Below are 22,506 nucleotides of genomic sequence, written 5' to 3' on the forward strand. Positions count from 1 at the left end.
GATGGGAAACGGCAAGGGTGAGTGGTCTCAGTCCGCGTGGGCGGGCAACGGGGATTCCAGCAGGACGTCCTCGCCCGTCGCGCCGCCGCTCAGCGCCTGATCGAGCTTCTGCCGGTCCAGCGCGCCTTCCCAGCGCGAAACCACCACGGTCGCGACGGCATTTCCGATGAAGTTGGTCAGCGAGCGGCACTCGCTCATGAACCGATCCACGCCCAGGATCAGCGCCATGCCGGCCACCGGCACGGTCGGCACCACCGACAGCGTCGCCGCCAGGGTGATGAAGCCGGCGCCGGTCACGCCCGCCGCGCCCTTGGAGCTGAGCATGGCCACCAGCAGCAGCGTGATCTGCTGGCCCAGGGTCAGATCGGTGTTGGTGGCCTGGGCGATGAACAGCGCGGCCAGGGTCATGTAGATGTTGGTGCCGTCCAGGTTGAACGAATAGCCGGTGGGCACCACCAGGCCGACCACCGATTTTTCGCAGCCGGCCTTCTCCATCTTCTCCATCAGCGAAGGCAGTGCCGATTCGGACGAGGACGTGCCCAGCACCAGCAGCAGTTCGGCCTTCAGGTAGCGCGCCAGCCGCAGCACCGAGAAGCCGCACAGGCGCGCCACCGTGCCCAGCACCACCAGCACGAACAGCAGCGAGCTGACGTAGAAGGTGCCGACCAGCCAGGCCAGGTTCGTCAGCGATTCGATGCCGTACTTGCCGATGGTGAAGGCGATGGCGCCGAACGCGCCGATCGGCGCGGCCTTCATCAGCAGGTGCACCAGCTTGAACACCGGCACGGTCAAGGCTTCCAGCAGGTCCAGCACCGGACGGCCGCGCTCGCCGGTCATCGCCAGCGCGATGCCGAACAGCGCCGCGATCAGCAGCACCTGCAGGATGTTGCCGGAGACGAACGCGCCGACCAGCGTTCCGGGAATGATGTCGAGCAGGAATCCGGTCAGGGTCAGCTCGTGCGCCTTTTCGGCGTAGTCGTGCACCGCCTTGGCGTCGAGTTGGGCCGGGTCGATGTTCATGCCCGCGCCGGGCTGGACCACGTGCGCGACCACCATGCCCACCACCAGCGCCAGGGTGGAAAAGAACAGGAAATAGACCATCGCCTTGCCGAACACGCGTCCCACCTTGCTCAGGTGGGTCATGCCGGCCACGCCGGTGACGATGGTCAGGAAGATCACCGGCGCGATGATCATCTTTACCAGCTTGATGAAGGCATCGCCCAACGGCTTGAGCTGTTCGGCGAAGGCCGGCTCGAAGTGACCCAACAGCGCGCCCAGCGCGATCGCCACCAGCACCTGCACGTACAGCTGGCGGTGGAGCGGCAGGCGGGGGCCGGCGCCGGCCGGAGCGGATTCGGTGGAAACGTGCATGGGACACCTCGACGAAGGTTTTCGCTTCGGTGGCTGTTGTACGTCCGCGAACGCGCGGTGCCGATAACGCATTGGTACTAGCTAATCCAATGGTATTAGGCGTCGCCGCGCCGCCGGCCATGCAATCGTGGCGCCAGCCGCCACCGGCACGCGGATTCGCCGGGATTTTCCGTCCCGCGCGCAGGCGATTGGGCGGGCGCCGCAGGGTCGGGGAAAGGTTGAACAGGGTCTGGTGCATCGGACCGGTCTGCGTGACCATCCCGCCATGCCTTTCTTCCGCACGCCCCGCCGTCGCACCGGCCTGTTCCTGCTGCTGGCCGTCGTGGCGATCGCCATCGCCACGCTGAGCCTGGTCGCGATGCGCCAGCTGGAGCGCCGCAGCCTGCTCGGCGATGCGGCGCAGGCGCGCGAGCAGTTGCGCCTGCACGGCGACGCGCTGCAATCGCTGATCGAACGCCACCGGGTGCTGCCGGCGGTGCTGGCGCTGGATCCGGACATCCGCGCGGCACTGGCACACGGCAACGTCGATGCGGCCGATTCGGAGCGACTCAGCCGCAAGCTAGAGCGCGTCAACGGCGCCGCGGCCACGTCCACCCTCACCCTGCTGGATCGGGATGGGCTGGCGCTGGCGGCCAGCAACTGGCGCATGGCCGACGCCAGCAACGTCGGCAACCGCTACCACTTCCGCCCCTACTTCCAGCAGGCCATGCGCGAAGGCAGCGGCACGTTCTATGCCGAGGGCGTCACCACCGCCGTGCCCGGCTACTTCCTGTCCGAAGCGGTGCGCGACGAAGCCGGACGACCGATCGGCGTGGTGGTGGTGAAGGTGGTGCTGCGGCCGCTGGAACGAACCTGGGCCGAAGCCCCCGAGATCGTGTTCGTCACCGACGCCAATGGCGTGATCTTCCTTTCCAGCCGCACCGGCTGGCGCTACCGCGTACTGCACGCCCTGACCCCGGCCGCCCGGGAACGGCTCGCCCGCACGCGCCAGTACGGGCAGATTCCGCGCTTGCCGCTGGAATACCGGATCACGGCGGATCTTGGCCAGCAGGTGCATCGCGTGCGCCTGCCCGACGCGGGCGACGTGATCTGGGTGTCGCAGCCACTGCCGCGGCAGGGCTGGACACTGAACCTGCTGCGCTCCACCCACGACAGCGTCGCCGCCGCGCGCACGATGGCCGCGGCGGTGGCGGCCGGCCTGCTGGTGCTGGCGCTGCTGGGCTTCGTGCTGTGGCAGCGGCGCCGGCTGGCGCAACTGCGCGAGCGCAGCCGGGTGGAGCTGGAACGCCTGGTCGAGCACCACGCGCAGGAACTGCGCAGCGCCCAGGATGGGCTGGTGCAGGCCGCGCACGCCGCCGACTATGGCGAAAGCCCCAGCCTGCAGCATCTGCCTCAAGGCGTCTGCGTGGTCGACGCCCAGCTCAACCTCGTGGCCTGGAACCGGCGCTACATCGAGCTGTTCCGGTTTCCGCCGGGCTTCATCCAGGTCGGCCGTCCGATCGCCGACGTGTTCCGCTACAACGCCAATCGCGGCCTGCTCGGTCCCGGCCCCATCGACGAAGCCATCGAGCGCAGGCTCAACCACCTGCGCTCGGGCAAGCCGCACATGCACGAACGCGAGCGCGGCGATGGCAGCGTCATCGAGATCCGCGGCAATCCGCTTCCCGATGGCGGTTTCGTCACCAGCTACGCCGACATCACCGCCTACAAGAACGCCGCCCGCGACCTGCGCTCGCTGGCCGATACGCTCAGCCGCCGCATCGACGAGCGCACCCGCGACCTGGCCGACGCCAAGCGCGAGGCCGAGGACGCCAACCGCTCCAAGACCCGCTTCGTCGCCGCGGCGGTGCACGACCTGCTGCAACCGCTGAACGCCGCGCGCATGTTCCTGTCGGCGCTGCGCGGGCGCCTGCCGGATGCCGGCGCGCGGGACATCGCCGAGAACATCGACAACGCGCTGGCCGCGCAGGACGGCATCCTCAACAGCCTGCTGGACATCTCGCGACTGGAATCCGGCGCGCTGGAAACGCACGTGCGGGACTTCGCCCTGGATCCGCTGCTGGCGACGCTGGCGCGCGAATTCGGCATCCTCGCCGCGGCACGCGGCCTGCGCCTGGAGCGGGTCGCCACTTCGACGGTGGTGCGCAGCGACGAAGCGCTGCTGCGCAGGATCCTGCAGAACTTCCTGTCCAACGCCATCCGCTACACGCCGCGCGGGCGGATCGTGCTGGGCTGCCGTCGCCAGGGCGATCAGGTGCGCATCGAGGTCCACGACACCGGCCCCGGCATTCCGGAGGCGCGGCAGCGGGAGATCTTCGAGGAATTCCGCCGCCTGGATGGTGATGGCGAGGAGCGCGGAGCCGGCCTGGGCCTGGCGATCGTGGATCGGATCGCGCGCCTGCTCGGCCATCGCATCGGCCTGCGTTCGCGACTGGGACACGGCAGCGTGTTCTCGATCCGCGTGCCGCGCGGCGTATCGGCCGCCACACCGGCCACGGAAGACGGGCCCGGCGCGGAAGACGCATCGGCGGCGACCGAAGAAGCAGCCACCGATTCGCTGCTGGCCGGTTGCCGGGTCTGGTGCATCGACGACGACGCACGGGTGATTCGCGCGACCCGCCTGCTGCTGGAACGCTGGGGATGCCGGGTGGAACTGGCGGGCGGCGTGGAGCAGGCCCTGGCGGCGGCACGCGCCGACAACGTGCCGGATCTGCTGTTGCTGGACGTGCGGCTGGGCGACGACGTCACCGGCCCGGAATTGTTCGGGCAACTGGCGCGTCGCTGGCAACGCGAACCGGCCGTGCTCCTGTTCACCGCCGAGCAGGACGAAGCACTGCGGGCGCTGGCGCGGGAACGGAATTGGGGCTTCCTGTCCAAGCAGGCGCGCACGTCCGCGCTGCGTTCGCTGATGACCCATCTCTACCAGCGCTCGCGTTGACATCCTTTGCTCGATCGGTTTCCCGTCATCCCCGGCTTGCTTTCATTGCAGGTCAATGCGCGATTCCCGCCCCGCCGATGCGCTGACATGCCTCCGCATGTTTCCTGCGAGGGCTTTCGATGCATCACTTCATCCCGGGATGCCTGCGGGCATCCGTTCCGCTGTTCGCGCTGTCGGCCATCCTGCTGGTCGTCCCGGGGGCATGCGCCTCCGATGAGATGATCCGGCCCACCGGCCGCATTTACTACGACTTCGCGCGCTTCGACAACGACGATCGCGGTGTTCCCTCGCGCGGCCGGGATGGCCTGCGCCTGGCCTGGCTCGGCGTGACCGGAAAGTGGCAGGGGTTCGGCTATCGCGCCGAGGTGGATGTCGCGCCCACGCACTGGGCGCTGCGCAATGTGTGGCTCAGCCGCGAGCTCGGTTCGCCCGCCCGCGGCGTACTCACCGTGGGCCAGATGGGCCAATACTTCGCGCTCGACGAGCGGGTCAGCTTCAACCACCGGCCCGCAGTGGAATCCAGCTACCTGACCCAGACGCTGGCTTCGCCGCACCGCGTCGGCATCGGCTGGGAAGGGCATCACGCCGGCTGGTTCTGGGGCGTCGGCGTCGGCAGCCTGGGCCGCTTCGACGTTCCGGAAATCAAGGGCCGCGGCTTCAGCGGACGCACGGGCCGGGTGTTTCCACGCGATGACGGCGACCTGCTGCACCTGGCCGGCTCGGTGATGCGCGAGCACCACGATCATCCCGGCATCGGCGGTTCCGCGCCGCTGCGGGTGCCACTCAGGACCGCGGGCCATTTCTCCCGCCGGCCGGCGCTGGTCCTGGCCGACTACCGCGACGGACGCGACGTGCGGGTGGACAAGCGCGGGCTGGAAGCGGCCGGCGTGCATGGCGCATGGTCCTGGCAGACCGAATATGCACGCGGCCGCTACCACGACGATCTGCGGCGTGATCGCATCGCCGCCCATTACGTGATGGCGACCTGGATGCTCACCGGCGAGCGCCGGCCCTACGACGTCGGCGGCGGCCATTTCGGCCAGGTGCAACCGCAGGGCTCGGGTGGCGCATGGGAACTGATGGCGCGCTACGACCGCATCACCGCCAGCGGCAACGGCGAAGGCCGGCGGCAGCGGCTGGCGGCCGACGCCTGGACGGTCGGCGTCAACTGGTATCCGCGGCGCAACGTGCGGGTGATGCTGGACTGGATCGACAGCCGCCGCCAGGACCGCACGCGGGATCAGCTGCTGGACCATACCGGCACCCTGGCCGGCCGCGTGCAATGGGATTTCTGATTTCGCCGGGCGCTAGGATGCGCCGCCGGAAGTGTCCGATGCCGGATCCGGATCGCCTTCCGGCTCCAGCGCCTTCACCAGCAATGCCGCCTGCGTGCGGCTGTTGCACTCGAGTTTCTTCAGGATCGCGGTGACGTGCACCTTCACCGTGTTCTCGGCCAGGCCAAGCTCGTAGGCAATCTGCTTGTTGAGCAGGCCATCGGCCACGCACAGCAGGACCCGGAACTGCTGCGGGGTCAGGCGTGCCAGGCGCGCGGCCAGTTGGGCGTCGCGTTCGGAACGTTCAGCGGCCAGTGGCGGGAAGCAGGTATCGCCGCCCATCACCGCGGTGACGGCGGTGCGGATCGCCTCGGCCGGCGCGGACTTGGGAATGAAACCGGCGGCTCCGAACTGCTGCGCGCGACGAATCACGCGCGGGTGATCGTTGGAGGAAATCACGATGACCGGAATATCCGGACGCTCGCCGCGCAGCCAGACCAGCGACGAGAATCCGCGCGCGCCCGGCATGGTCAGATCCAGCAGCACCAGATCCACGTCCGGATGCACGGCCAGCGCCTCGGTCAGCGCCGAGACGCTGGCCACTTCCAGGGTCTGGCCGACTTCGATTTCCTCGCGCAGCGCATGCAGCACCGCTGCGCGGAACAGCGGATGATCATCGGCGACAAGGACCCGGGCCAGGCTCATGGCCGCCAGTGTGGCACGCGCCGCGCGCTGGTGCCCTAGTACCAATGCGTTATTGGAGCCGGTGGTCGGGCTGTTATCTTCGCCCCCTTCCAAACCGGTTCCGAGGGAGCGCGGATGCCATTTTCCAATCGACGCGTGCCGCTGGCGGTTCCGTTCATGCTGGCCCCGCTCATGCTGGCGACCGTGCCCGCCGCCGAAGCCGAGGACGCACTGACCCTCAAGCCGACCGGCCGGTTGCATTACGACTTCGCGTGCTTCGACAACGACGCACGCGGCACCGCCGAGCGCGACGGTGACGATCTGCGTGCGGCATGGTTGGCGATTTCCGGCCGGTTCTACGTGGTCGACTACAAGCTGGAAGCGGATTTCGCCGGCCACCGGCCGGTCGCGCGCGACGCCTATCTGGCCCGCAGCTTCGGCAACACCACCGTGACCCTCGGCCAGTTCAAGCAGTTCTACACGCTGGATGACCGCGGCAGTTCCAACCACATCCTGGCGGTCGAACGCAGCTGGCTGGCGCAGACCCTGGCACCGTCCTACCGGTTGGGCCTGGGCGTCAACGGCCATCGCGACGGCGTGTTCTGGAGCGGCAGCGTCTACAGCCTGGAGAGCATCGACGTCTGGCAGGCCAAGGGACGCGCGGCGGGCGCGCGTGCCGGCTACGCGCCGTGGCGCGAGGCCGGGCGGGTGCTGCACTTCGGCGCGGCGCTGGCGCACGAGCGCTACGACCATCCCGGCGCCGATGGCGCGCCCGCGCTGCGCGTGCAGCCGCGCGTGGCGGGCTATTTCGGCGACAACAGCCGGCTGTCGCTGGTGGATTTCCGCAGCGGCCGCGACGTCTCAGTGGACAAGTACGGCCTGGAAGCGGCGGGCGTGCACGGCGCCTGGTCCTGGCAGGCCGAATACGGCGGCGCCCGTTACGACGACGGCCGGCAGCGCGGGCGGGTCGAGGCCGGTTATCTGCAAGCCAGTTGGCTGCTCACCGGCGAGTCCCGCCCCTACGATGCCAAGGCGGGACGGTTCGTCCAGCTCAAGCCGCAGCGACGCGGCGGCGCCTGGGAACTGGTGGCGCGCTACGACCACATCGAGGGCAGGCAATGGCCGCTCAACCGCCGCGACCTGTCGGCGGACGCATGGACGGTGGGCGTGAACTGGTATGCGCCGAAGCACTTCCGGGTGATGCTGGACTGGACCGACAGCCGGCGCCGTGATGAAGTGAACGGAAGAACATTGGATCGCACCGGCGTGCTGGCCGGACGCGTCCAGTTCGATTTCTGACGCGCCCGCCGGCCCTGCGCCCGGTTCCGGGTCACGGAACCGCGAGAAAATAATTTTCATCCAACCCTTCCTGTGCTACACAATAGACGGCCACGACGTCACGTGGCCGTGCACAGGGGAGGCGGTTCGTGCGAGAAAATTACTTTCATTCCGACGCGCCGCTGGCCGGAAAAGGCTTGCCGGCCGGTGATGCCTGGACGCCTTCCGGGCTGGCGGCGCGGCCCCTGTCGATCCTGGAGGAACAGGTCAGCCTGCCGGTGGCGGTACTGAGCGAATCCGCCCTGCGCCACAACCTGGCCTGGATGCGCGAGTTCACCGAGGCCTATGGCTGCCGGCTCGCACCGCACGGCAAGACCACCATGAGTCCGGCGCTGTTCCGGATGCAGCTGGATGCCGGCGCGTGGGGCATCACCCTGGCGACCGCGCCGCAGACCGCGGCGGCCCACGCGCACGGCGTGCGGCGGGTCCTGCTCGCCAACCAGCTCGTCGGCAAGGGCAACTTCGATGTGATCGCCGATCTCCAGGCAAGCGATCCGGACTTCTGGTTCGCCTGCGTGGTGGATTCGGCCGACAACGTCGCCGCGCTGGGTCGTCATTTCGGCGCACGCGGACAACGCATCCGGGTATTGCTGGAAGTCGGCGCGGAAGGCGGACGCACCGGCGTGCGCGACGAGGCGCAGGCGCGCGCGGTGCTGGACGAGATCGCGCGCTGGCCGGACGCGGTGGCGCTGGTCGGCGTGGAAGTCTACGAGGGCGTGGTCAAGGACGAGGCCGGCGTGCGCGCGCTGCTGCGGCGTACGCTGGCGCAATGGCAGGCAATCCGCGCCGCCGGCGGATTCGGCGAGTCGCCCGCGCTGCTTTCCGGCGCCGGTTCGGCGTGGTTCGACGTGGTCGCGGAAGAATTCGCGGCGCTGGTGTCGGACCCGCAGGCGCAAGTGGTGTTGCGTCCGGGCTGCTACCTGACCCACGACGTGGGCATCTATCGCGACGCCGCCAGCCGCATCCACGCCTCCAATCCGGTCGCGCAGCGCATGGGGCGCGGCCTGTTGCCGGCACTGCGACTGTGGGCCTGCGTGCAGTCGCGTCCGGAACCGGACCGCGCGATCATCGGCCTGGGCAAGCGCGACGCCGCGTTCGATGCCGGCTTCCCGCAACCGGTGCTGCATCATCGCCCCGGCCATGCCACGCCCGCCGACGCGCCTTCCCACTGGCGTATCGGCGCGATGATGGATCAGCACGCGTTCCTGCAGCTCAATGCCGGCGACGACCTCAAGGTCGGCGATCTGCTGTGCTTCGATATCTCCCATCCCTGCCTGACCTTCGACAAATGGCGCCACCTGCTGGTGGTGGACGACGCGCATCGCGTCGTCGGCGCCGTCGAAACCTTCTTCTGATCGGCGGGAACAGCACGCATGACGCCAGGAAACCTGTTGCTGCTGTACGCCACGCTGTCGATCGTCGCCCTGGTGGTGTTGATCGCGCGCTACCGCCTCAACCCCTTCATCTCGATCACCGTGGTCTCGCTCGGGCTGGCGTTGCTGGCCGGCATGCCGGCACCGGACATCGTGCCGGCCTACGAACAGGGCGTGGGCAAGACCCTGGGCCACATCGCGCTGATCGTCGCCCTCGGCACCATGCTGGGCAAGCTGATGGCCGAATCCGGCGGCGCCGAGCGCATCGCGCGCACGCTGATCCGGCGCTTCGGTACCCGCCACGTGCACTGGGCGATGATGCTGATCGCGTTCTGCATCGGCCTGCCGATCTTCTTCGAGGTCGGGTTCGTGCTGCTGATTCCGATCGTGCTGAACGTCGCCCGCCGCACCGGCGTGCCGCTGCTGCTGGTCGGCCTGCCGATGGTCGCCGGCCTGTCGGTGGTGCACGGTCTGGTGCCGCCGCACCCGGCCGCGATGCTGGCGGTGCACGAATACCAGGCCGACGTCGGGCGCACGCTGTTCTATGCGCTGATTGTCGGATTGCCGACCGCCGCGCTGGCCGGACCAATCTTCGCCCGGCTGGTATCGCGCCATGTCACCCTGCCGGCACACAACCCGATGGAAGCCGCGCTGCTCAACCAGGGCCAACGGGAGATCCCCGACGCCGAACTGCCCGGCTTCGGCATCACCCTGGCGACCCTGCTGCTGCCGGTCGGCCTGATGCTGCTGGGCGGCTGGGCGGACGAACTGGCCGCACCCGGCAGCGCCGCCAACCACGTGCTGCGCTTCATCGGCCATTCGGTGGTGGCGCTGCTGCTGGCGACCCTGCTCAGCTTCGTCACCCTGGGCCTGATGCGCGGCTTCAACCGCGAGCAGATCCTGAAGTTCTCGCAGGAATGCCTGGCGCCCACCGCCGCCATCACCCTGCTGGTCGGCGCCGGCGGCGGTCTCAACGGCATCCTGGTCAAGACCGGCGTGGCCCAGGAGATCACGCGCCTGTCGCACGAGTTCCAGCTCTCGCCGCTGCTGATGGGCTGGACCGTGGCCGCGCTGATGCGGGTGGCGACCGGTTCGGCCACGGTGGCGATGAGTACCGCCGCCGGCATCGTCGCGCCGGTCGCGCTGGCCGCCGGCTACCCGCATCCGGAGCTGCTGGTACTGGCCACCGGGGCAGGCTCGCTGGTGCTGTCGCACGTCAACGACGGCGGCTTCTGGCTGGTCAAGGAATACTTCAACATGAGCGTGGCCCAGACCTTCAAGACCTGGACCGTGCTGGAAACCCTCATTTCGGTGACCGCACTGCTGCTGGTGCTGGGCATCGCCGCACTGCACTGACGACCGGCCGGAGACCGCCATGTACGACATCGTCTACCACCTCAAGCAGCGCCTGCACGAGCTGAGCCCGGTCGAGCGGCGGATCGCCGACACCATCCTGGCCGACATCGACGGTGCCGCGCAGTCCGGCATCGCCGAACTGGCCGAACAGGCGGGCGTCAGCGTGGCGGCGATCTCGCGCTTCGCCAAGGCGCTGGACTGCGACAACGTGCGTGAACTGCGCGCCCGCCTGGCCGAGGCCAGCGCGGTCGGCAAGCGCTTCCTCGACGACCAGGACACCCCGCCCAGCTCGGCGCTGTACGCGCAGATCTGCGCCGACATCGAGAGCTGCCTGCGCCGCAACGTCGGCGGATTGCAGGAACAGGTGGTGCAGTCGCTGGCCGAGGCGCTGGCCTCGGCGCGGATGATCTACGTGTTCGGCATGGGTGGCTGCTCGACCGTGTTCGGTCTGGAGCTGCAGAACCGGCTGGTCCGCTTCGGCCGCCCGATCGCCGCCTACAGCGATGCGATCTCGCTGAAGGTCGTCGCCGCGACCCTGACCCCGGAGGACATGGTGGTGGCGCTGTCGGTCAGCGGCATCACCCCGGAAATCCTGTCGGCGGTGGACATCGCGCGCGGCTACGGTGCGAAGGTCGGTGCGATCACCCGCGCCGACACCGCGCTGGCCGAGCGCGCCGACTGGCTGCTGCCGATCGTCATCGACGAAACCGACTTCGTGTTCAAGCCATCCGCCTCGCGTTACGCGATGATGCTGGCGGTGGACGTGCTGGCCACCACCCTGGCGCTGCATATCGCCGACGACAGCCGCGAGCGGCTGCGCCGGATCAAGTTCGCGCTGGACAACTACCGCGGCGGCGAGAATCGCCTGCCGCTGGGGGATTGATGCGTTACGACCTGTTGATCCGCGATGCCCTGCTGCTGGATGGCAGCGGTGCCGCCGGCACGCGCGGCGACATCGGCGTCAGCGCCGGCCGCATCGCCGCGATGGGCCGCCTGGACGGCGACGCGGCGAGCGTCGTCGACGCCCGCGGGCGGGCGGTCAGCCCGGGCTTCATCGACGTGCATACCCACGACGATCTGGAAGTCATCCGCGATCCCGCCATGACCAGCAAGCTGTCGCAGGGCGTCACCACGATCGTGGTCGGCAACTGCGGCATCAGCGCCAGTCCGGTGAACACCGCCGACGCGGTACCCGACCCGATGAACCTGCTCGGCGAGCCGGGCGAGTTCCGCTATCCGCGCTTCGCCGACTACCGGCGCGCGGTGGAGGACGCACGTCCGGCACTGAACGTCGCCGCGCTGGTGGGGCACACCTCGCTGCGCCAGAACCACATGGATCGGCTGGATCGCGCCGCCAGCGACGAGGAGATCGCGGCGATGCGGTCGCAACTGCGCACGGCGATCGCCGAGGGCGCGCTTGGCCTGAGCACCGGGCTGGCCTACGCCTCCGCGTTCGCGGCGCCCGCGCGCGAGGTGCTGGAACTGACCCGCGATCTGCCCGCCGATCGCCTCTACGCCACCCATCTGCGCGACGAGTTCGCCGGCATCCTGCCCGCACTGGACGAAGCGCGCGCGGTCGGCCACCACAGCGGCGCCCCGGTGCGGGTGTCGCACCTGAAATGCGCCGGCATCGACAACTGGGGCCGCAGCCGCGAAGTGCTGGCGTGGCTGGATGACGCCGCCGGCGAGCATGACGTGGCCTGCGACTGCTATCCGTACGCGGCCAGCGCTTCCACCCTGGACCTGAAACAGGTCACCGACGCCTACGACATCCTGATTACCTGGTCCGAACCGCATCCGGATCAGGGCGGACGGATGCTGGCCGCGATCGCCGCCGACTGGCGGGTGTCGCTGCATGAAGCCGCCAACCGCCTGCAACCGGCCGGCGCGGTGTATTTCTGCATGGACGAGGAAGACGTGCGCCGGTTCCTGCGCCATCCGCTGACCATGATCGGATCCGACGGCCTGCCGCGGGATCCGCGCCCGCACCCGCGCCTGTGGGGCACCTTCCCGCGCGTGCTCGGCCATTACGCGCGCGACGAGGGCCTGTTCCCGCTGCACGAAGCCGTGCACAAGATGACCGGCCTGCCCGGCAGCCGCTTCGCCCTGCCCGGGCGCGGCCTGCTGCGCGAGGGCTGGCACGCGGACCTGGTGCTGTTCGATCCGGCACGCGTGCGCGATACCGCCGACTATCACGATCCGATGCGCGCCGCCGAAGGCATCGACGCGGTGTGGGTGAACGGCGAACTGGCCTACGACGGCAGCGCGGTCACCCGGGTGCGCAGCGGCCGTTTCCTTGCACCGGCCTGAAGAATCTTCCCGAAATCCGAGAGGTATCCACATGAGCGACATCAAGCGCTATGGCGCCGAAGGCGGCATCGGCCAGGGCCGGCAGCACATGCCGTTCTCGCGCGCGGTCGAGGCCGATGGCTGGCTGTACGTGTCCGGCCAGGTGCCGATGCGCGACGGCGAGCTGATCGGCGGCACCGTCACCGAGCAATCGCACGTGGCCATCGGCAACGTGCTGGCAATCCTGGCCGAGGCCGGCTATGGCCCCGAACACGTGGTCCGCTGCGGCGTCTGGCTGGACGACGCGCGCGACTTCGCCGCCTTCAACCAGGTGTTCCGGCACTACTTCGGCGAGCATCCGCCCGCGCGCGCCTGCGTTGAGAACCGGATGGTGGTGGACTGCAAGGTCGAGGTCGACTGCGTGGCTTACAAGCGCCCCGCGCGCTGACCGTCACACCGGTACTTCGGTCAACTGGTCCATGCGGATGCGGTTGGCGAACAGCGAGAACGCCAGCGTGCCGGCCAGGCCGTTGGCGCGGCTGACCCAGGTCGGCAGCCAGCGTGGCGGCGCCAGCACGCCGCCGTCGAACAATGGCTCGAACAGGGCCACGTCCCCCAGCGTCATCTTGCCGGCGAACAGGCGCCGGCACAGTTGCAGGCGGTCCCGCTGCAGGGAATGGCGGAAGAAGGTGTGCACGGCAATCAGGCCGCGCAGGTAGACCGTGTCCTTGGTGAACGCCGCGCCGCCACTGGTGGGCACGCCGCGGAACACGCGTTGCGCCGAAGCGAAGCTCTCGGCCGGATTCTGGCCCGCCTCGCAGAAGTAGCGGTACACCTCGATGAAATCCGCACCCGCCAGGGTCATCGCGATCGCCTCGATGCGCAGGCTGATCCGTTTCATCCGTTCGATGTCGATGCTGCCGGTGATCTGCTCGGCGAAGGTCGCCAGCCCTTCCTGGGTCTCGGTGATGCGCGGCGACGACAATGCCAGGCTCGGGAACAAGGGCTGCTCGCGGCCGTTGAGCGCGGTCAGCGAATGCACCAGCGCCTCGTGTTGCAGGAGCTGCCGGCGATCGTAGTCGCTGAAGGCGGCGCCATGGCGCAGGCGGATGCGGGTGGCGCCGGCCGCCGCCTTGGCGATCAGATCCGGATCCAGCTCCACCGTGATCACCCGCGCATCGAAGAAATCATCCAGGTCGCCTTGCAACTGGAGTTGCAGCGCGGTCGCCGACACCGGGATCTGTTCTTCCGGCGCCAGCAACTCGCGATCCATGTCCTGGGCAATGGCAATGAAGTGGCGGGCGGCGTCGCGGGTGGTCGGTCCGTTGCCGGGCAAGGGCGCTTCGGGCGTGCCGAACAGGGTGATCGAATGCGCGGTCACGGCGGGCGTGCCCAGGCATTCCAGCAACTGCGCGGCGACCGACCAGCTGTCCACCGATTCGCGCAGATAGCGACCCAGCGGATGCGCCGGATCGGCGGCATGCGCGATCGCTTCCAGTTCGCGGCGGGCCTCGCTGAAATCCAGCTTGGGGTATTCGACTTTCGGCAATCGCGGATTGCCGCGCTCCATTCCTTCCAGGAACGGCGCCTGCAACGCGGCCGGCCAACTCGCCAGGCTCAGCAGCTTGATGCCGCGCACCGCCTTGACCAGGCGCGCGTCCAGCGCGGCATGATGGGCGATGTCGGCAGACAGGTTCATCGTGTCCATGCCGATGCCTCGCATCCGCCCCACCCTGTAGGAGCGACGCGAGTCGCGAGCTTTTGACGGAAATCCAGAAGGCTTCCAACCGAGTCGCCTTCGCGACTCACGTCGCTCCCACAAGAGAGGAGATGGCGCGTCGGTCGCATCCTGGCGTCCTGCATGGGCACTTCGCGGTCAAGCTGTCCGGCATACCGGCTGCAACCTGTAGGAGCGACGTGAGTCGCGAGCTTTTGATCGAAATCCAGAAGGCTTCCAACCGGGTCGCCGTCGCGACTCACGTCGCTCCTACAAGGGAGGTGACGGCGCATCAGTGGCGTCCGTACTTGTCGTCCAGGCGCTTGTTGAGCGCCTTGACCTGCACGCGGGCTTCGGCCTTCTGCGCCAGCCGGGTGGCCAGCTTGCCGGCCGCGCTGGCGACTTCGTCGCGCAGTTTCAGGTAATTGAGGAAGCGTTCCTCGTCCAGCTCGCCGCGCTCGATCGCCGCGCGTACCGCGCAACCGGGTTCACGCTGGTGCGAACAATCGCGGAAGCGGCATTGTTCGGCCAATGCCTCGATGTCGGCGAAGCCCCCTTCGACCAGATCCTCTTCGCCGGTCGGCTTGAGTTCGCGCATGCCGGGGGTGTCAATCAGGCAGGCGCCGGACGGCAGTGGCATCAGCGCGCGATGGGTGGTGGTATGGCGACCACGCGAATCGCTCTCGCGGACCTCGCCGGTCTTCATCCGGTCGTCGCCCAGCAGGGTGTTGGTGAGGGTGGATTTGCCCGCGCCCGAGGAACCGACCAGCACCACCGTATGGCCCGGCTGCAACCAGGGCGCCAGTACCGCCACGCCGTCGGGATCCTTGGCGTTGAGCGCGAACACCGGCACGTCCTGCGCGGTCACGTCGGCCAGCGCTTCGATGGCATCGCTCGCGTATTCATGGCGGTCGGCCTTGGTCAGCACCACCACCGGCTGCGCCCCGCCGCTGCCGACCAGCAGCAGGTAGCGCTCGATCCGGCGCGGATTGAAGTCCGCGTCCAGGCCCGAAACGATGAAGACGGCATCCACGTTGGCGGCGATGACCTGCTGCTGGTAGTGCTCGCCGGCCGCGCCGCGCTTGATGCCGGTGTGCCGCGGAAGCAGGGCGACGATGCGCTTGCCTTCCAGCAGCACCCAGTCGCCAACCGCCGGACGCTCGTGGGCGGGAGACCCGTCCTTGCGGAAGCCGGGGCGGCGCTGCCATTCGGGCAGGGATTCGGCCTTGATGGCGGTGTCCGGGCCGTCGGCCACGACATACCCCGAGCGGTGCTGCTCGGTCACCCTGGCAGGCCGCGCCGCCGGGTGGACCGCCAGCAGGGCCGCCCAGGCAGGGTCCTCCGGTTCGCCAGGCCAGGGCCAGCCGATGGCGCGCAGGGAGGCGAGGTCGAGGGGGGCGTGTGCGGGATTTGCGGGCATGGCGGGATTCTAGACGCCTGTTAAACCGGGCGGCGCGCGGCTGCATAAATTTCCGTTAAGCTGGCCGTCCAACTCCCCAAAACCATTGCCATGTCTGCCCCGTCCCCCTTCCAGCTGCCCGTGCGCGAGCGCCTCTCCGAAGTCCGTTACGAAATCCGTGGCGAGCTGGCTCGGCGAGCTCGCGAGCTGGAGGCCCAGGGACGCAAGCTGATCAAGCTGAACATCGGCAACCCCGGCGCCTTCGGTTTCCGTGCCCCGGCGCATCTGCAGAAGTCGATCGTGGGCGACATCGACCACACCGACCCGTATACCCACCAGCAGGGCCTGCCGGCCGCGCGCGAAGCGGTCGCCGCCGCCTATGCCCGGCGCGGCACCCCGCATGCCAGCGCGGATCGCGTGTTCATGGGCAACGGCGTCAGCGAGCTGATCGACGTGTCGCTGCGCGCGCTGCTCAACCCGGGCGATGAAGTGCTGGTGCCGTCGCCCGACTACCCGCTGTGGTCGGCCGCCACCATCCTCAACGACGGCCGCCCGGTCTATTACCGCTGCACGCCGGAAAACGACTTCCTGCCGGATCCCGGCGAAATCGAACAGCTGATCTCCTCGCGTACCAAGGCGATCGTGCTGATCAACCCGAACAACCCGACCGGCGCCATCTATCCACGCGAGCTGCTGGAGCGGATCGTCGCCATCGCGACCAAGCACAAGCTGCTGTTGATGGTCGATGAAATCTACGACCAGGTGCTGTACGACGGCGCGCGGTTCGAGCCGGTCGCGCCGCTGGCCGGCGATCATCCCTGCATCACCTTCAGCGGCCTGAGCAAGGTCCACCGCGCCTGCGGCTGGCGGGTCGGCTGGGCGGTGGTGTCCGGCAGCATCGAACGGGTGCGCGAGTACCTGCAGGCGATGGATCTGCTGAGCGCGCTGCGCCTGTGCGCCAACGTGCCCGGCCAGTACGCGGTGGAAGCCGCGGTCAACGGTCCGGACACCATCACCGAGCTGTGCTCGCCGGGCGGACGCCTGTACGAGACCCGCCGCGCGATCATCGAGGCCTGCGACGCCAGCGAGCACCTGGAACTGGTGCGTCCGGACGCGGCGCTGTACGCGTTCCCGGCGGTGGTCGGCGATGCCGCCAAGGGATTCGACGATCACGCCTTCGCCCTGGACCTGCTGGAAACCGAAGGCGTGCTGGTGGTGCCCGGTTCGAGCTTCAACGTGCCCTATCGCAACCACTTCCGCGTCACCTTCCTGCCCGAGGCGGCGGTGATGCGCGAAGTCTTCGTCCGCATCGGCCGCGCCCTGGATCGCCGCGCCGAGGCCGCCACCAAGGTGGTGCCGATCAAGGGACGCCGCCCCGCCGCGGCCTGATGGCGTGATGTCCGGAGTCGACTGGAACCTGCTGCACGATGCCTATGGGAGTGCAGCGGGAATTCCTCCGCTCCTCCAGCAGCTCCATGACTTTCCAACCGAACCGGAAGCCGAGAGCGAACCCTGGTTTACTCTCTGGAGCGCGCTTTGCCATCAAGGCGATGTCTATTCCGCATCCTTCGCTGCGGTAGTGGCGATGGAGGCGATTCTGGCCAAGGCCCCGGAACGGGCCACACCCAGTTTCTTTGGACTCCCGGCCAGCATCGAGATTGCCCGCGCGAACCGGGGACACGAAGTTCCAGAGCAATTCGCCCAAGCTTATCGTGCGGCGTTGGAAGGCCTCGCCCGTTCCGCCCTTGTATATCTTCGGGACGGGAAGGAGCAGGATACGAGGGCATCCGCGCTGTCGCTGATCGCGGCTTCCGTGGGTGAACCCCGCATCGCCGAGGTACTTCTTGAAGTCCAGGAAGATGCCTTGAACGATCTTCTTGAATGGCTCCGTTCACGCTGAAGAGCGCTCCCATGGCCACTCCACACACCACCGCCCTGCTGCCCGAATTGAGCTACCTGGCGCTCGGCGACTCCTACACCATCGGCGAATCGGTGCCCGAAAACGGGCGCTGGCCGGTGCAGCTCGCGCAGGCGCTGCGCAACGAAGGCATTCCGCTGGCGGACCCGCGCATCATCGCCACCACTGGCTGGAGCACCGACGAACTGGACGCGGCGATCACCGCGCAGGAGCCGCTGGGCACGCATGATTTCGTGAGCCTGCTGATCGGCGTCAACAACCAGTACCGCGGTCGTGACGTCGAGGAATACCGCGTGCAGTTCGCGGCGCTGCTGTGGCGCGCGATCGGTTTCGCCGGCAACCGGCCGGAACGGGTGCTGGTGCTGTCGATTCCCGATTGGGGCGTGACCCCCTTCGCGGTGAAGGAAGGCCGCGACACCGCCCGCATCGCCAGCGAACTGGATGCCTACAATGAGGCCGCAAGGCTGGCCTGCACGCAACGCGGCGTGGCCTTCGTCGATATCACCGCGGCCAGCCGCGCGCGCGGCGCCGAAGCCGCGATGCTGGCCGACGACGGCCTGCATCCGTCCGCGGCCATGTACGCCGAATGGACCCGGCTGGCCCTGCCGGTGGCGCATCGCCTGCTCGCCCACGCCTGATCCATTCGCGTAGAGCCGAGCTTGCTCGGCTGCCTTGCTCGGCTGTGCCCGGGACGCAGGGCCTTCGGCGGGATTCAGCCGAGCAAGCTCGGCTCTACACGGGAGGGTGTTCCGACGGCACCACGGTGGCATAGCCTTCCCGCGCCAGCCATTCCAGCAGGCGCGCGAGAATCTCGACGTTGTGCCCGTGCGCGGCGCCTTCGTGCAGCAGCACGATCGCGCCGGGCGCGATGTCGCGCGTCAGTCGCGCCAGCACCTGGTCAGGATCGCAATCCACGCCGTCGAACCCGCGCGCGCTCCAGGCGACGCGAGCCAATCGATGGCGCTTGAGCGACATCCCGACGAAGGGATTGGTCATCCCCACCACCGAGCGGAACCAGCGCGGCGTCTGACCGGACACCACCGTCAGCAGCGACTGGTTGCGGCCGATCTCGTCCTCCATCGCGGCCGGACCGAGCCGCCAGAAACGGGTGTCCGGATGGCTGGCGCTGTGGTTGCCGATGCCGTGTCCGCGGCGGAGGATGTCCCGCACCTGTTCCGGCTGCGCCAGCGCCCGCTCGCCAACCAGGAAGAACGTGGCCCGGGCACCATGGCGTTCCAGCAGATCCAGCATCGGCGCGGTGTCCGCGGACGGCCCGTCGTCGATGGTCAGCCAGACCTCGCGCCGCGTCGTCGGCAGGCGGGACAGCGCCGGGCACAGCAGGGTCGCGCGGGGGTACAGGGTCGCCCAGACCACGGTCAGGTGGGTCAGCAGCATCGCCGGCAGGCCGACCCGCCATCCCCAGCGCCACCACACCGCCGCGACCGCCACTTGCGACAACGCCAACAGGCCCAATATCAAGCCGGGCCGGCGCGGGACGCGATGCAGTGTTCTTGCGCGGGTCATGCCCCATGATGCCATGGGGCGTAAAATTCCCTTTCCGCCTTCCGGTAGCCGTCCATGTCCCTCGACCCCGCCCTGCGCGCCCGTATCGAATCCCTCCTGCAGTCCAACCGCGTGGTGCTGTTCATGAAGGGCCAGCCCAACATGCCGCAGTGCGGTTTCTCCGCCAAGGCGGTCGGCGCGCTGGGCGCGCTGGGCGTGGACTACGCGCACGTCAACGTGCTGGCCGACCAGGAAATCCGCGAAGGCATCAAGGCCTATGGCGATTGGCCGACCATCCCGCAGCTGTACATCGACGGCGAGCTGGTCGGCGGCAGCGACATCATCGAGCAGATGACCAATTCCGGCGAACTGGCCGGCCTGCTCGGCCTGGACGCGCCGGACCGCACGCCGCCGGCGATCACCATCACCCCGGCCGCCGCCGAGATGCTGAAGAACGCGGTCGCCGACGCCGGCCCGGGCGCCACGCTGGCGCTGGCGATCAACGCCCAGTTCCAGCCCAACTTCCAGCTGGCGCAGTTCGACGCCAACGCCATCGCCGCCGAGTCCAACGGCGTGCGCGTGCAGTTCGATCTGGGTAGCGCGCGCCGCGCCGACGGCATCACCATCGACTGGGTCGACGACATCCGCGGCAAGGGCCTGGCCATCGACAACCCGAATGCACCCAAGCCGGTGCAGGCGCTGTCGCCGATGGAGGCCGATGCCAAGGTCCGCGCCGGCGAGGTACTGCTGGTGGACGTGCGTCCGGCCGACGAGCGCGCCATGGCCGCGGTCGCGGTGCCGTTCAAGACCTTCGACGGCAACGGTCGCGCGGATCTGGAAAACCTGCCCAAGGACACCGCGTTGGCATTCCTGTGCCGCAGCGGCGGCCGCAGCCAGCAGGCTGCCGAGGAGTTCCGCGCCCGCGGCTTCACCCGGGTCTACAACGTCACCGGCGGCATCAATGCCTGGGCCGATGAGGTCGACGGTACGATCAACAAGTACTGAGCAATCATCATCGAAAGAGGAAACGGCGCCGGAAGGCGCCGTTTTTTTTTGCCGTGCGCGTGGGGATTCGAGCCGGTCCGGACTTCCCGCGTTCTCCTTCCCCGCATGCGGGGAAGGTGGGGGCATTCGCCGTTGCGCATGCACGGCGGAACGACGTGCTCCGGATGCGGCCCCCACCCATCCTCCCCCGCAGGCGGGGGAGGGGAATGTTTTGGCTATCCCCGGTAACCAGAAAAGTGGGCGACATCCTTCCCTCGCGTGCGGGGGAAGGTGCCCGAAGAACTTGCCCCGTACGTGATACGGGGGCGGATGGGGGCAGGCCGGGAGCAAAGCCGCCGTCGTCCACGGAACCCGGCCACCCTACCCGCTGAAACCACCCTCGGCCAGATAGGCGATTTCCTCGTTCGTGGAGCCGCGTCCCAGCGCCTGATTGCGGTGCGGGAAACGGCCGAAGCGGGCGATGATGTCGTAGTGCAGCTGCGCGTAGCGGATGTAGTTGGCGTCGCCGGTGGCGTTGAACAGATCCAGCGAGCGCTGCTGATCGGCCAGCGCCTCGGAATGTTCGAACGGCATGTAGAAGAAGATCCTCAGTGCCGGTTCCACGCTTCCATCGAAACCGGCATCGACCGCGCGCGCCGCGTAGTGGCGCGCCAATCCGTCGGTCGCGTAGGAGTGCGCGCTGCCGCGAAAACAATTGCGCGGAAACTGATCCAGCAGCAGGACCAGCGCCAGCGCACCCTCGGCCTGGTCCATCCAGCCTTCCAGTTCGCGGCGCGCGGCGCGGAAGTGCAGTTCGCGGAACTCGTCGTGGAAGCGATCGTCGAAAGCTTCATCGCGGGCGAACCATTTTTCGTAGCCGGCATCGCGCCAGAACTCGATCACGCGGCGGGCGTCGCTCATCTCGGAATCTCCATTCGTGTCCGCCGGCAAGGCTAACCGCTGCGGCGGCGCGACGGCGCATCGGCCGCCGCACGCAGCGTTCCGTGGACGTGCCGCGGGATTCAGCCCGGCAGTGCGAGCGCCAGCAGCTGGTCGTCGTATTCGCGTCCGCCGACCTGGAACCGGCGCTCGCCGACCGGCACATAGCCGGCCTTGCGATAGAACGCGATCGCCGCGTGGTTGTGCGCGTATACGCCCAGCAGCAGGCGCGGCGCGCCCAGCGCGGTCGCCTCGTCGATGGCCGCGCGCATCAACGCCGCGCCGATGCCGTGGCCCTGGAAGCGGTGCAGCAGATAGATGCGCTTGACCTCGCGATCGCCGGGTTGCGGGTCCGACACCGGCAGGTTTGCCGGGGACAGCACCAGATAGCCCACCGGCGCCGCACCGGGCTCGAGTTCGGCCAGCCAGATCCGGAGTTCCGGATCCGCCAGCCAGCGCGCGTACAGCGCCGCCGCATGCTGATCCTGGCAATGGCGCAGGATGTCCGCGCCCTCCAGCACCCCGGCGAAGGTTTCCAGGAAGCTGGCCGCGCCCACCGCGGCCAACGCCTGCTCGTCGCCCAGGGCGGCGCGGCGGACGCGGATCACCGGCCGTTCCGTCGCCTGGCTCACTCGTCGAACCTCAGGTGCCGGACCGACTTGCCGTTGCGGCGGATCAGCTTGAGCGCCTCGATGCCGACGTTGATGTGGTTCTGCACGAACGCCGAGCTGACCTTGGCGTCGGAGGCCTCGGTCTTGACCCCTTCCGGAATCATTGGCTGGTCCGAGACCAGCAGCAGCGCGCCGCACGGAATTCGATTGGCGAAGCCGGCGGCGAACACCGTCGCGGTCTCCATGTCGATCGCCATGCAGCGCATCACCCGCAGGCGTTCCTTGAACGCGTCGTCGTGTTCCCACACGCGGCGGTTGGTGGTGTAGACAGTGCCGGTCCAGTAATCGTGGCCCAGATCACGGATCATCGTCGAGACCGCGCGTTGCAGGGCGAACGCGGGCAGCGCCGGGACTTCCGGCGGCAGGTAGTCGTTGCTGGTGCCTTCGCCACGGATGGCCGCGATCGGCAGCACCAGATCACCCAGCTGGTTCTTCTTCTTCAGGCCGCCGCACTTGCCCAGGAACAGCACGGCCTTGGGCATGATCGCGGAGAGCAGATCCATCATCGTCGCCGCGTTCGGGCTGCCCATGCCGAAGTTGATCATGGTGATGCCGTCGACGGTGGCGCTGGCCATCGGCCGGTCCAGGCCGACGATGGGCGCGCCGGTCAGCTGCGAAAAGGTGTTGAGGTAGCCGCCGAAGTTGGTCAGCAGGATGTGTTCGCCGAACTGGTCCAGCGGCACCCCGGTGTAGCGCGGCAGCCAGTTGTCGACGATTTCGTTCTTGTCCTTCATGGGCATCCTCGTTCTCGT

At 68.6% G+C, this 22,506-nt stretch carries 20 protein-coding genes; 12 read left to right on the forward strand and 8 right to left on the reverse strand.

Annotated features, from left to right (window positions below):
- Positions 1-27 precede the first annotated feature (27 nt).
- Positions 28-1,371, reverse strand: a complete 1,344-nt coding sequence (locus ACTJI2_RS08335) for a dicarboxylate/amino acid:cation symporter (RefSeq protein ID WP_440841734.1) — start codon at positions 1,369-1,371, stop codon at positions 28-30.
- Between the two features lie 265 nt (positions 1,372-1,636).
- Here ACTJI2_RS08335 and ACTJI2_RS08340 point away from each other — a divergent pair, with 265 nt between their 5' ends.
- Positions 1,637-4,309 (forward strand): hybrid sensor histidine kinase/response regulator, encoded by a 2,673-nt coding sequence (locus ACTJI2_RS08340; RefSeq protein ID WP_440841735.1) that lies wholly within the window; start codon positions 1,637-1,639, stop codon positions 4,307-4,309.
- A 119-nt stretch (positions 4,310-4,428) separates the two neighbouring features.
- Positions 4,429-5,604 (forward strand): OprO/OprP family phosphate-selective porin, encoded by a 1,176-nt coding sequence (locus ACTJI2_RS08345; protein ID WP_440841737.1) that lies wholly within the window; start codon positions 4,429-4,431, stop codon positions 5,602-5,604.
- Between the two features lie 12 nt (positions 5,605-5,616).
- Here the strand turns inward: ACTJI2_RS08345 and ACTJI2_RS08350 are convergent, their stop codons facing one another.
- Positions 5,617-6,288 (reverse strand): response regulator, encoded by a 672-nt coding sequence (locus ACTJI2_RS08350; protein ID WP_183640577.1) that lies wholly within the window; start codon positions 6,286-6,288, stop codon positions 5,617-5,619.
- Between the two features lie 156 nt (positions 6,289-6,444).
- Here ACTJI2_RS08350 and ACTJI2_RS08355 point away from each other — a divergent pair, with 156 nt between their 5' ends.
- The 6 genes from ACTJI2_RS08355 (at position 6,445) to ACTJI2_RS08380 (ending at position 13,071) form a co-directional block, all read left to right on the forward strand.
- Positions 6,445-7,566, forward strand: a complete 1,122-nt coding sequence (locus tag ACTJI2_RS08355) for an OprO/OprP family phosphate-selective porin (RefSeq protein ID WP_440841739.1) — start codon at positions 6,445-6,447, stop codon at positions 7,564-7,566.
- Between the two features lie 128 nt (positions 7,567-7,694).
- Complete coding sequence (locus ACTJI2_RS08360) at positions 7,695-8,960, forward strand: amino acid deaminase (RefSeq protein WP_318288287.1); 1,266 nt, start codon at positions 7,695-7,697, stop codon at positions 8,958-8,960.
- An 18-nt stretch (positions 8,961-8,978) separates the two neighbouring features.
- Complete coding sequence (locus ACTJI2_RS08365) at positions 8,979-10,334, forward strand: GntT/GntP/DsdX family permease (RefSeq protein WP_318288286.1); 1,356 nt, start codon at positions 8,979-8,981, stop codon at positions 10,332-10,334.
- 19 nt (positions 10,335-10,353) lie between these two features.
- The gene (locus tag ACTJI2_RS08370) at positions 10,354-11,217 is read left to right on the forward strand and encodes a MurR/RpiR family transcriptional regulator (RefSeq protein ID WP_183640567.1); all 864 of its coding nucleotides are present in this window, start codon (positions 10,354-10,356) and stop codon (positions 11,215-11,217) included.
- Positions 11,217-12,644, forward strand: a complete 1,428-nt coding sequence (locus ACTJI2_RS08375) for an N-acyl-D-amino-acid deacylase family protein (RefSeq protein ID WP_440841741.1) — start codon at positions 11,217-11,219, stop codon at positions 12,642-12,644. The genes ACTJI2_RS08370 and ACTJI2_RS08375 overlap by 1 nt, the downstream gene beginning before the upstream one ends.
- Before the next feature lie 31 nt (positions 12,645-12,675).
- Entirely contained in the window at positions 12,676-13,071 is a 396-nt protein-coding gene (locus tag ACTJI2_RS08380) for a RidA family protein (protein WP_440841743.1), read from the forward strand.
- 3 nt (positions 13,072-13,074) lie between these two features.
- Here ACTJI2_RS08380 and ACTJI2_RS08385 read toward each other — a convergent pair whose 3' ends face one another.
- The gene (locus ACTJI2_RS08385; RefSeq protein ID WP_192199036.1) at positions 13,075-14,331 is read right to left on the reverse strand and encodes a flavohemoglobin expression-modulating QEGLA motif protein; all 1,257 of its coding nucleotides are present in this window, start codon (positions 14,329-14,331) and stop codon (positions 13,075-13,077) included.
- Between the two features lie 301 nt (positions 14,332-14,632).
- Positions 14,633-15,760: a ribosome small subunit-dependent GTPase A gene (rsgA, locus tag ACTJI2_RS08390; protein ID WP_440841745.1), complete on the reverse strand. Its 1,128-nt coding sequence runs from the start codon at positions 15,758-15,760 to the stop codon at positions 14,633-14,635.
- 90 nt (positions 15,761-15,850) lie between these two features.
- Here rsgA and ACTJI2_RS08395 point away from each other — a divergent pair, with 90 nt between their 5' ends.
- Genes ACTJI2_RS08395 through ACTJI2_RS08405 form a run of 3 tightly spaced genes read left to right on the forward strand, consistent with a single transcriptional unit; the run spans position 15,851 to position 18,295 of the window.
- Entirely contained in the window at positions 15,851-17,128 is a 1,278-nt protein-coding gene (locus ACTJI2_RS08395) for an aminotransferase class I/II-fold pyridoxal phosphate-dependent enzyme (RefSeq protein ID WP_318288282.1), read from the forward strand.
- A 7-nt stretch (positions 17,129-17,135) separates the two neighbouring features.
- Complete coding sequence (locus ACTJI2_RS08400; protein WP_440841747.1) at positions 17,136-17,639, forward strand: hypothetical protein; 504 nt, start codon at positions 17,136-17,138, stop codon at positions 17,637-17,639.
- An 11-nt stretch (positions 17,640-17,650) separates the two neighbouring features.
- On the forward strand, positions 17,651-18,295 hold the full coding sequence (locus tag ACTJI2_RS08405) for an SGNH/GDSL hydrolase family protein (RefSeq protein ID WP_440841748.1): 645 nt from the start codon (positions 17,651-17,653) through the stop codon (positions 18,293-18,295).
- 94 nt (positions 18,296-18,389) lie between these two features.
- On the opposite strand, the gene ACTJI2_RS08410 is transcribed toward ACTJI2_RS08405, so the two are convergent.
- Complete coding sequence (locus ACTJI2_RS08410) at positions 18,390-19,181, reverse strand: polysaccharide deacetylase family protein (protein WP_183641383.1); 792 nt, start codon at positions 19,179-19,181, stop codon at positions 18,390-18,392.
- 54 nt (positions 19,182-19,235) lie between these two features.
- Between ACTJI2_RS08410 and grxD the strand changes: the two genes are divergently transcribed.
- Positions 19,236-20,165, forward strand: a complete 930-nt coding sequence (grxD, locus tag ACTJI2_RS08415) for a Grx4 family monothiol glutaredoxin (protein ID WP_183640549.1) — start codon at positions 19,236-19,238, stop codon at positions 20,163-20,165.
- A gap of 360 nt (positions 20,166-20,525) precedes the next feature.
- Here the strand turns inward: grxD and ACTJI2_RS08420 are convergent, their stop codons facing one another.
- The 3 genes from ACTJI2_RS08420 to ACTJI2_RS08430 all read right to left on the reverse strand — a co-directional run bounded on the left by ACTJI2_RS08420 (position 20,526) and on the right by ACTJI2_RS08430 (position 22,488).
- Positions 20,526-21,065 carry a DUF924 family protein gene (locus ACTJI2_RS08420; protein ID WP_440841750.1) on the reverse strand — a complete coding sequence of 180 codons (540 nt, stop codon included), beginning with the start codon at positions 21,063-21,065 and terminating at the stop codon, positions 20,526-20,528.
- A gap of 101 nt (positions 21,066-21,166) precedes the next feature.
- Positions 21,167-21,715: a GNAT family N-acetyltransferase gene (locus tag ACTJI2_RS08425; protein ID WP_318288279.1), complete on the reverse strand. Its 549-nt coding sequence runs from the start codon at positions 21,713-21,715 to the stop codon at positions 21,167-21,169.
- Positions 21,712-22,488 carry an AMP nucleosidase gene (locus tag ACTJI2_RS08430; protein WP_183640544.1) on the reverse strand — a complete coding sequence of 259 codons (777 nt, stop codon included), beginning with the start codon at positions 22,486-22,488 and terminating at the stop codon, positions 21,712-21,714. Before ACTJI2_RS08430 ends, ACTJI2_RS08425 begins: the two co-directional genes overlap by 4 nt.
- Between the last annotated feature and the right edge of the window lie 18 nt (positions 22,489-22,506).

It is taken from the genome of Pseudoxanthomonas sp. 22568, from assembly GCF_052044485.1.
In the GTDB taxonomy this organism is placed as follows: domain Bacteria; phylum Pseudomonadota; class Gammaproteobacteria; order Xanthomonadales; family Xanthomonadaceae; genus Pseudoxanthomonas_A; species Pseudoxanthomonas_A beigongshangi.

Coding starts and splice junctions, on each gene's coding strand:
- ACTJI2_RS08370 (WP_183640567.1), top strand. CDS start 10,354: ATGTACGACATCGTCTACCACCTCAAGCAGCGCCTGCACGAGCTGAGC.
- ACTJI2_RS08380 (WP_440841743.1), top strand. CDS start 12,676: ATGAGCGACATCAAGCGCTATGGCGCCGAAGGCGGCATCGGCCAGGGC.
- ACTJI2_RS08335 (WP_440841734.1), bottom strand. CDS start 1,371: ATGCACGTTTCCACCGAATCCGCTCCGGCCGGCGCCGGCCCCCGCCTG.
- ACTJI2_RS08405 (WP_440841748.1), top strand. CDS start 17,651: ATGGCCACTCCACACACCACCGCCCTGCTGCCCGAATTGAGCTACCTG.
- ACTJI2_RS08340 (WP_440841735.1), top strand. CDS start 1,637: ATGCCTTTCTTCCGCACGCCCCGCCGTCGCACCGGCCTGTTCCTGCTG.
- ACTJI2_RS08410 (WP_183641383.1), bottom strand. CDS start 19,181: ATGACCCGCGCAAGAACACTGCATCGCGTCCCGCGCCGGCCCGGCTTG.
- ACTJI2_RS08400 (WP_440841747.1), top strand. CDS start 17,136: ATGTCCGGAGTCGACTGGAACCTGCTGCACGATGCCTATGGGAGTGCA.
- ACTJI2_RS08355 (WP_440841739.1), top strand. CDS start 6,445: ATGCTGGCCCCGCTCATGCTGGCGACCGTGCCCGCCGCCGAAGCCGAG.
- ACTJI2_RS08395 (WP_318288282.1), top strand. CDS start 15,851: ATGTCTGCCCCGTCCCCCTTCCAGCTGCCCGTGCGCGAGCGCCTCTCC.
- grxD (WP_183640549.1), top strand. CDS start 19,236: ATGTCCCTCGACCCCGCCCTGCGCGCCCGTATCGAATCCCTCCTGCAG.
- ACTJI2_RS08430 (WP_183640544.1), bottom strand. CDS start 22,488: ATGAAGGACAAGAACGAAATCGTCGACAACTGGCTGCCGCGCTACACC.
- rsgA (WP_440841745.1), bottom strand. CDS start 15,760: ATGCCCGCAAATCCCGCACACGCCCCCCTCGACCTCGCCTCCCTGCGC.
- ACTJI2_RS08345 (WP_440841737.1), top strand. CDS start 4,429: ATGCATCACTTCATCCCGGGATGCCTGCGGGCATCCGTTCCGCTGTTC.
- ACTJI2_RS08350 (WP_183640577.1), bottom strand. CDS start 6,288: ATGAGCCTGGCCCGGGTCCTTGTCGCCGATGATCATCCGCTGTTCCGC.
- ACTJI2_RS08420 (WP_440841750.1), bottom strand. CDS start 21,065: ATGAGCGACGCCCGCCGCGTGATCGAGTTCTGGCGCGATGCCGGCTAC.
- ACTJI2_RS08375 (WP_440841741.1), top strand. CDS start 11,217: ATGCGTTACGACCTGTTGATCCGCGATGCCCTGCTGCTGGATGGCAGC.
- ACTJI2_RS08365 (WP_318288286.1), top strand. CDS start 8,979: ATGACGCCAGGAAACCTGTTGCTGCTGTACGCCACGCTGTCGATCGTC.
- ACTJI2_RS08385 (WP_192199036.1), bottom strand. CDS start 14,331: ATGGACACGATGAACCTGTCTGCCGACATCGCCCATCATGCCGCGCTG.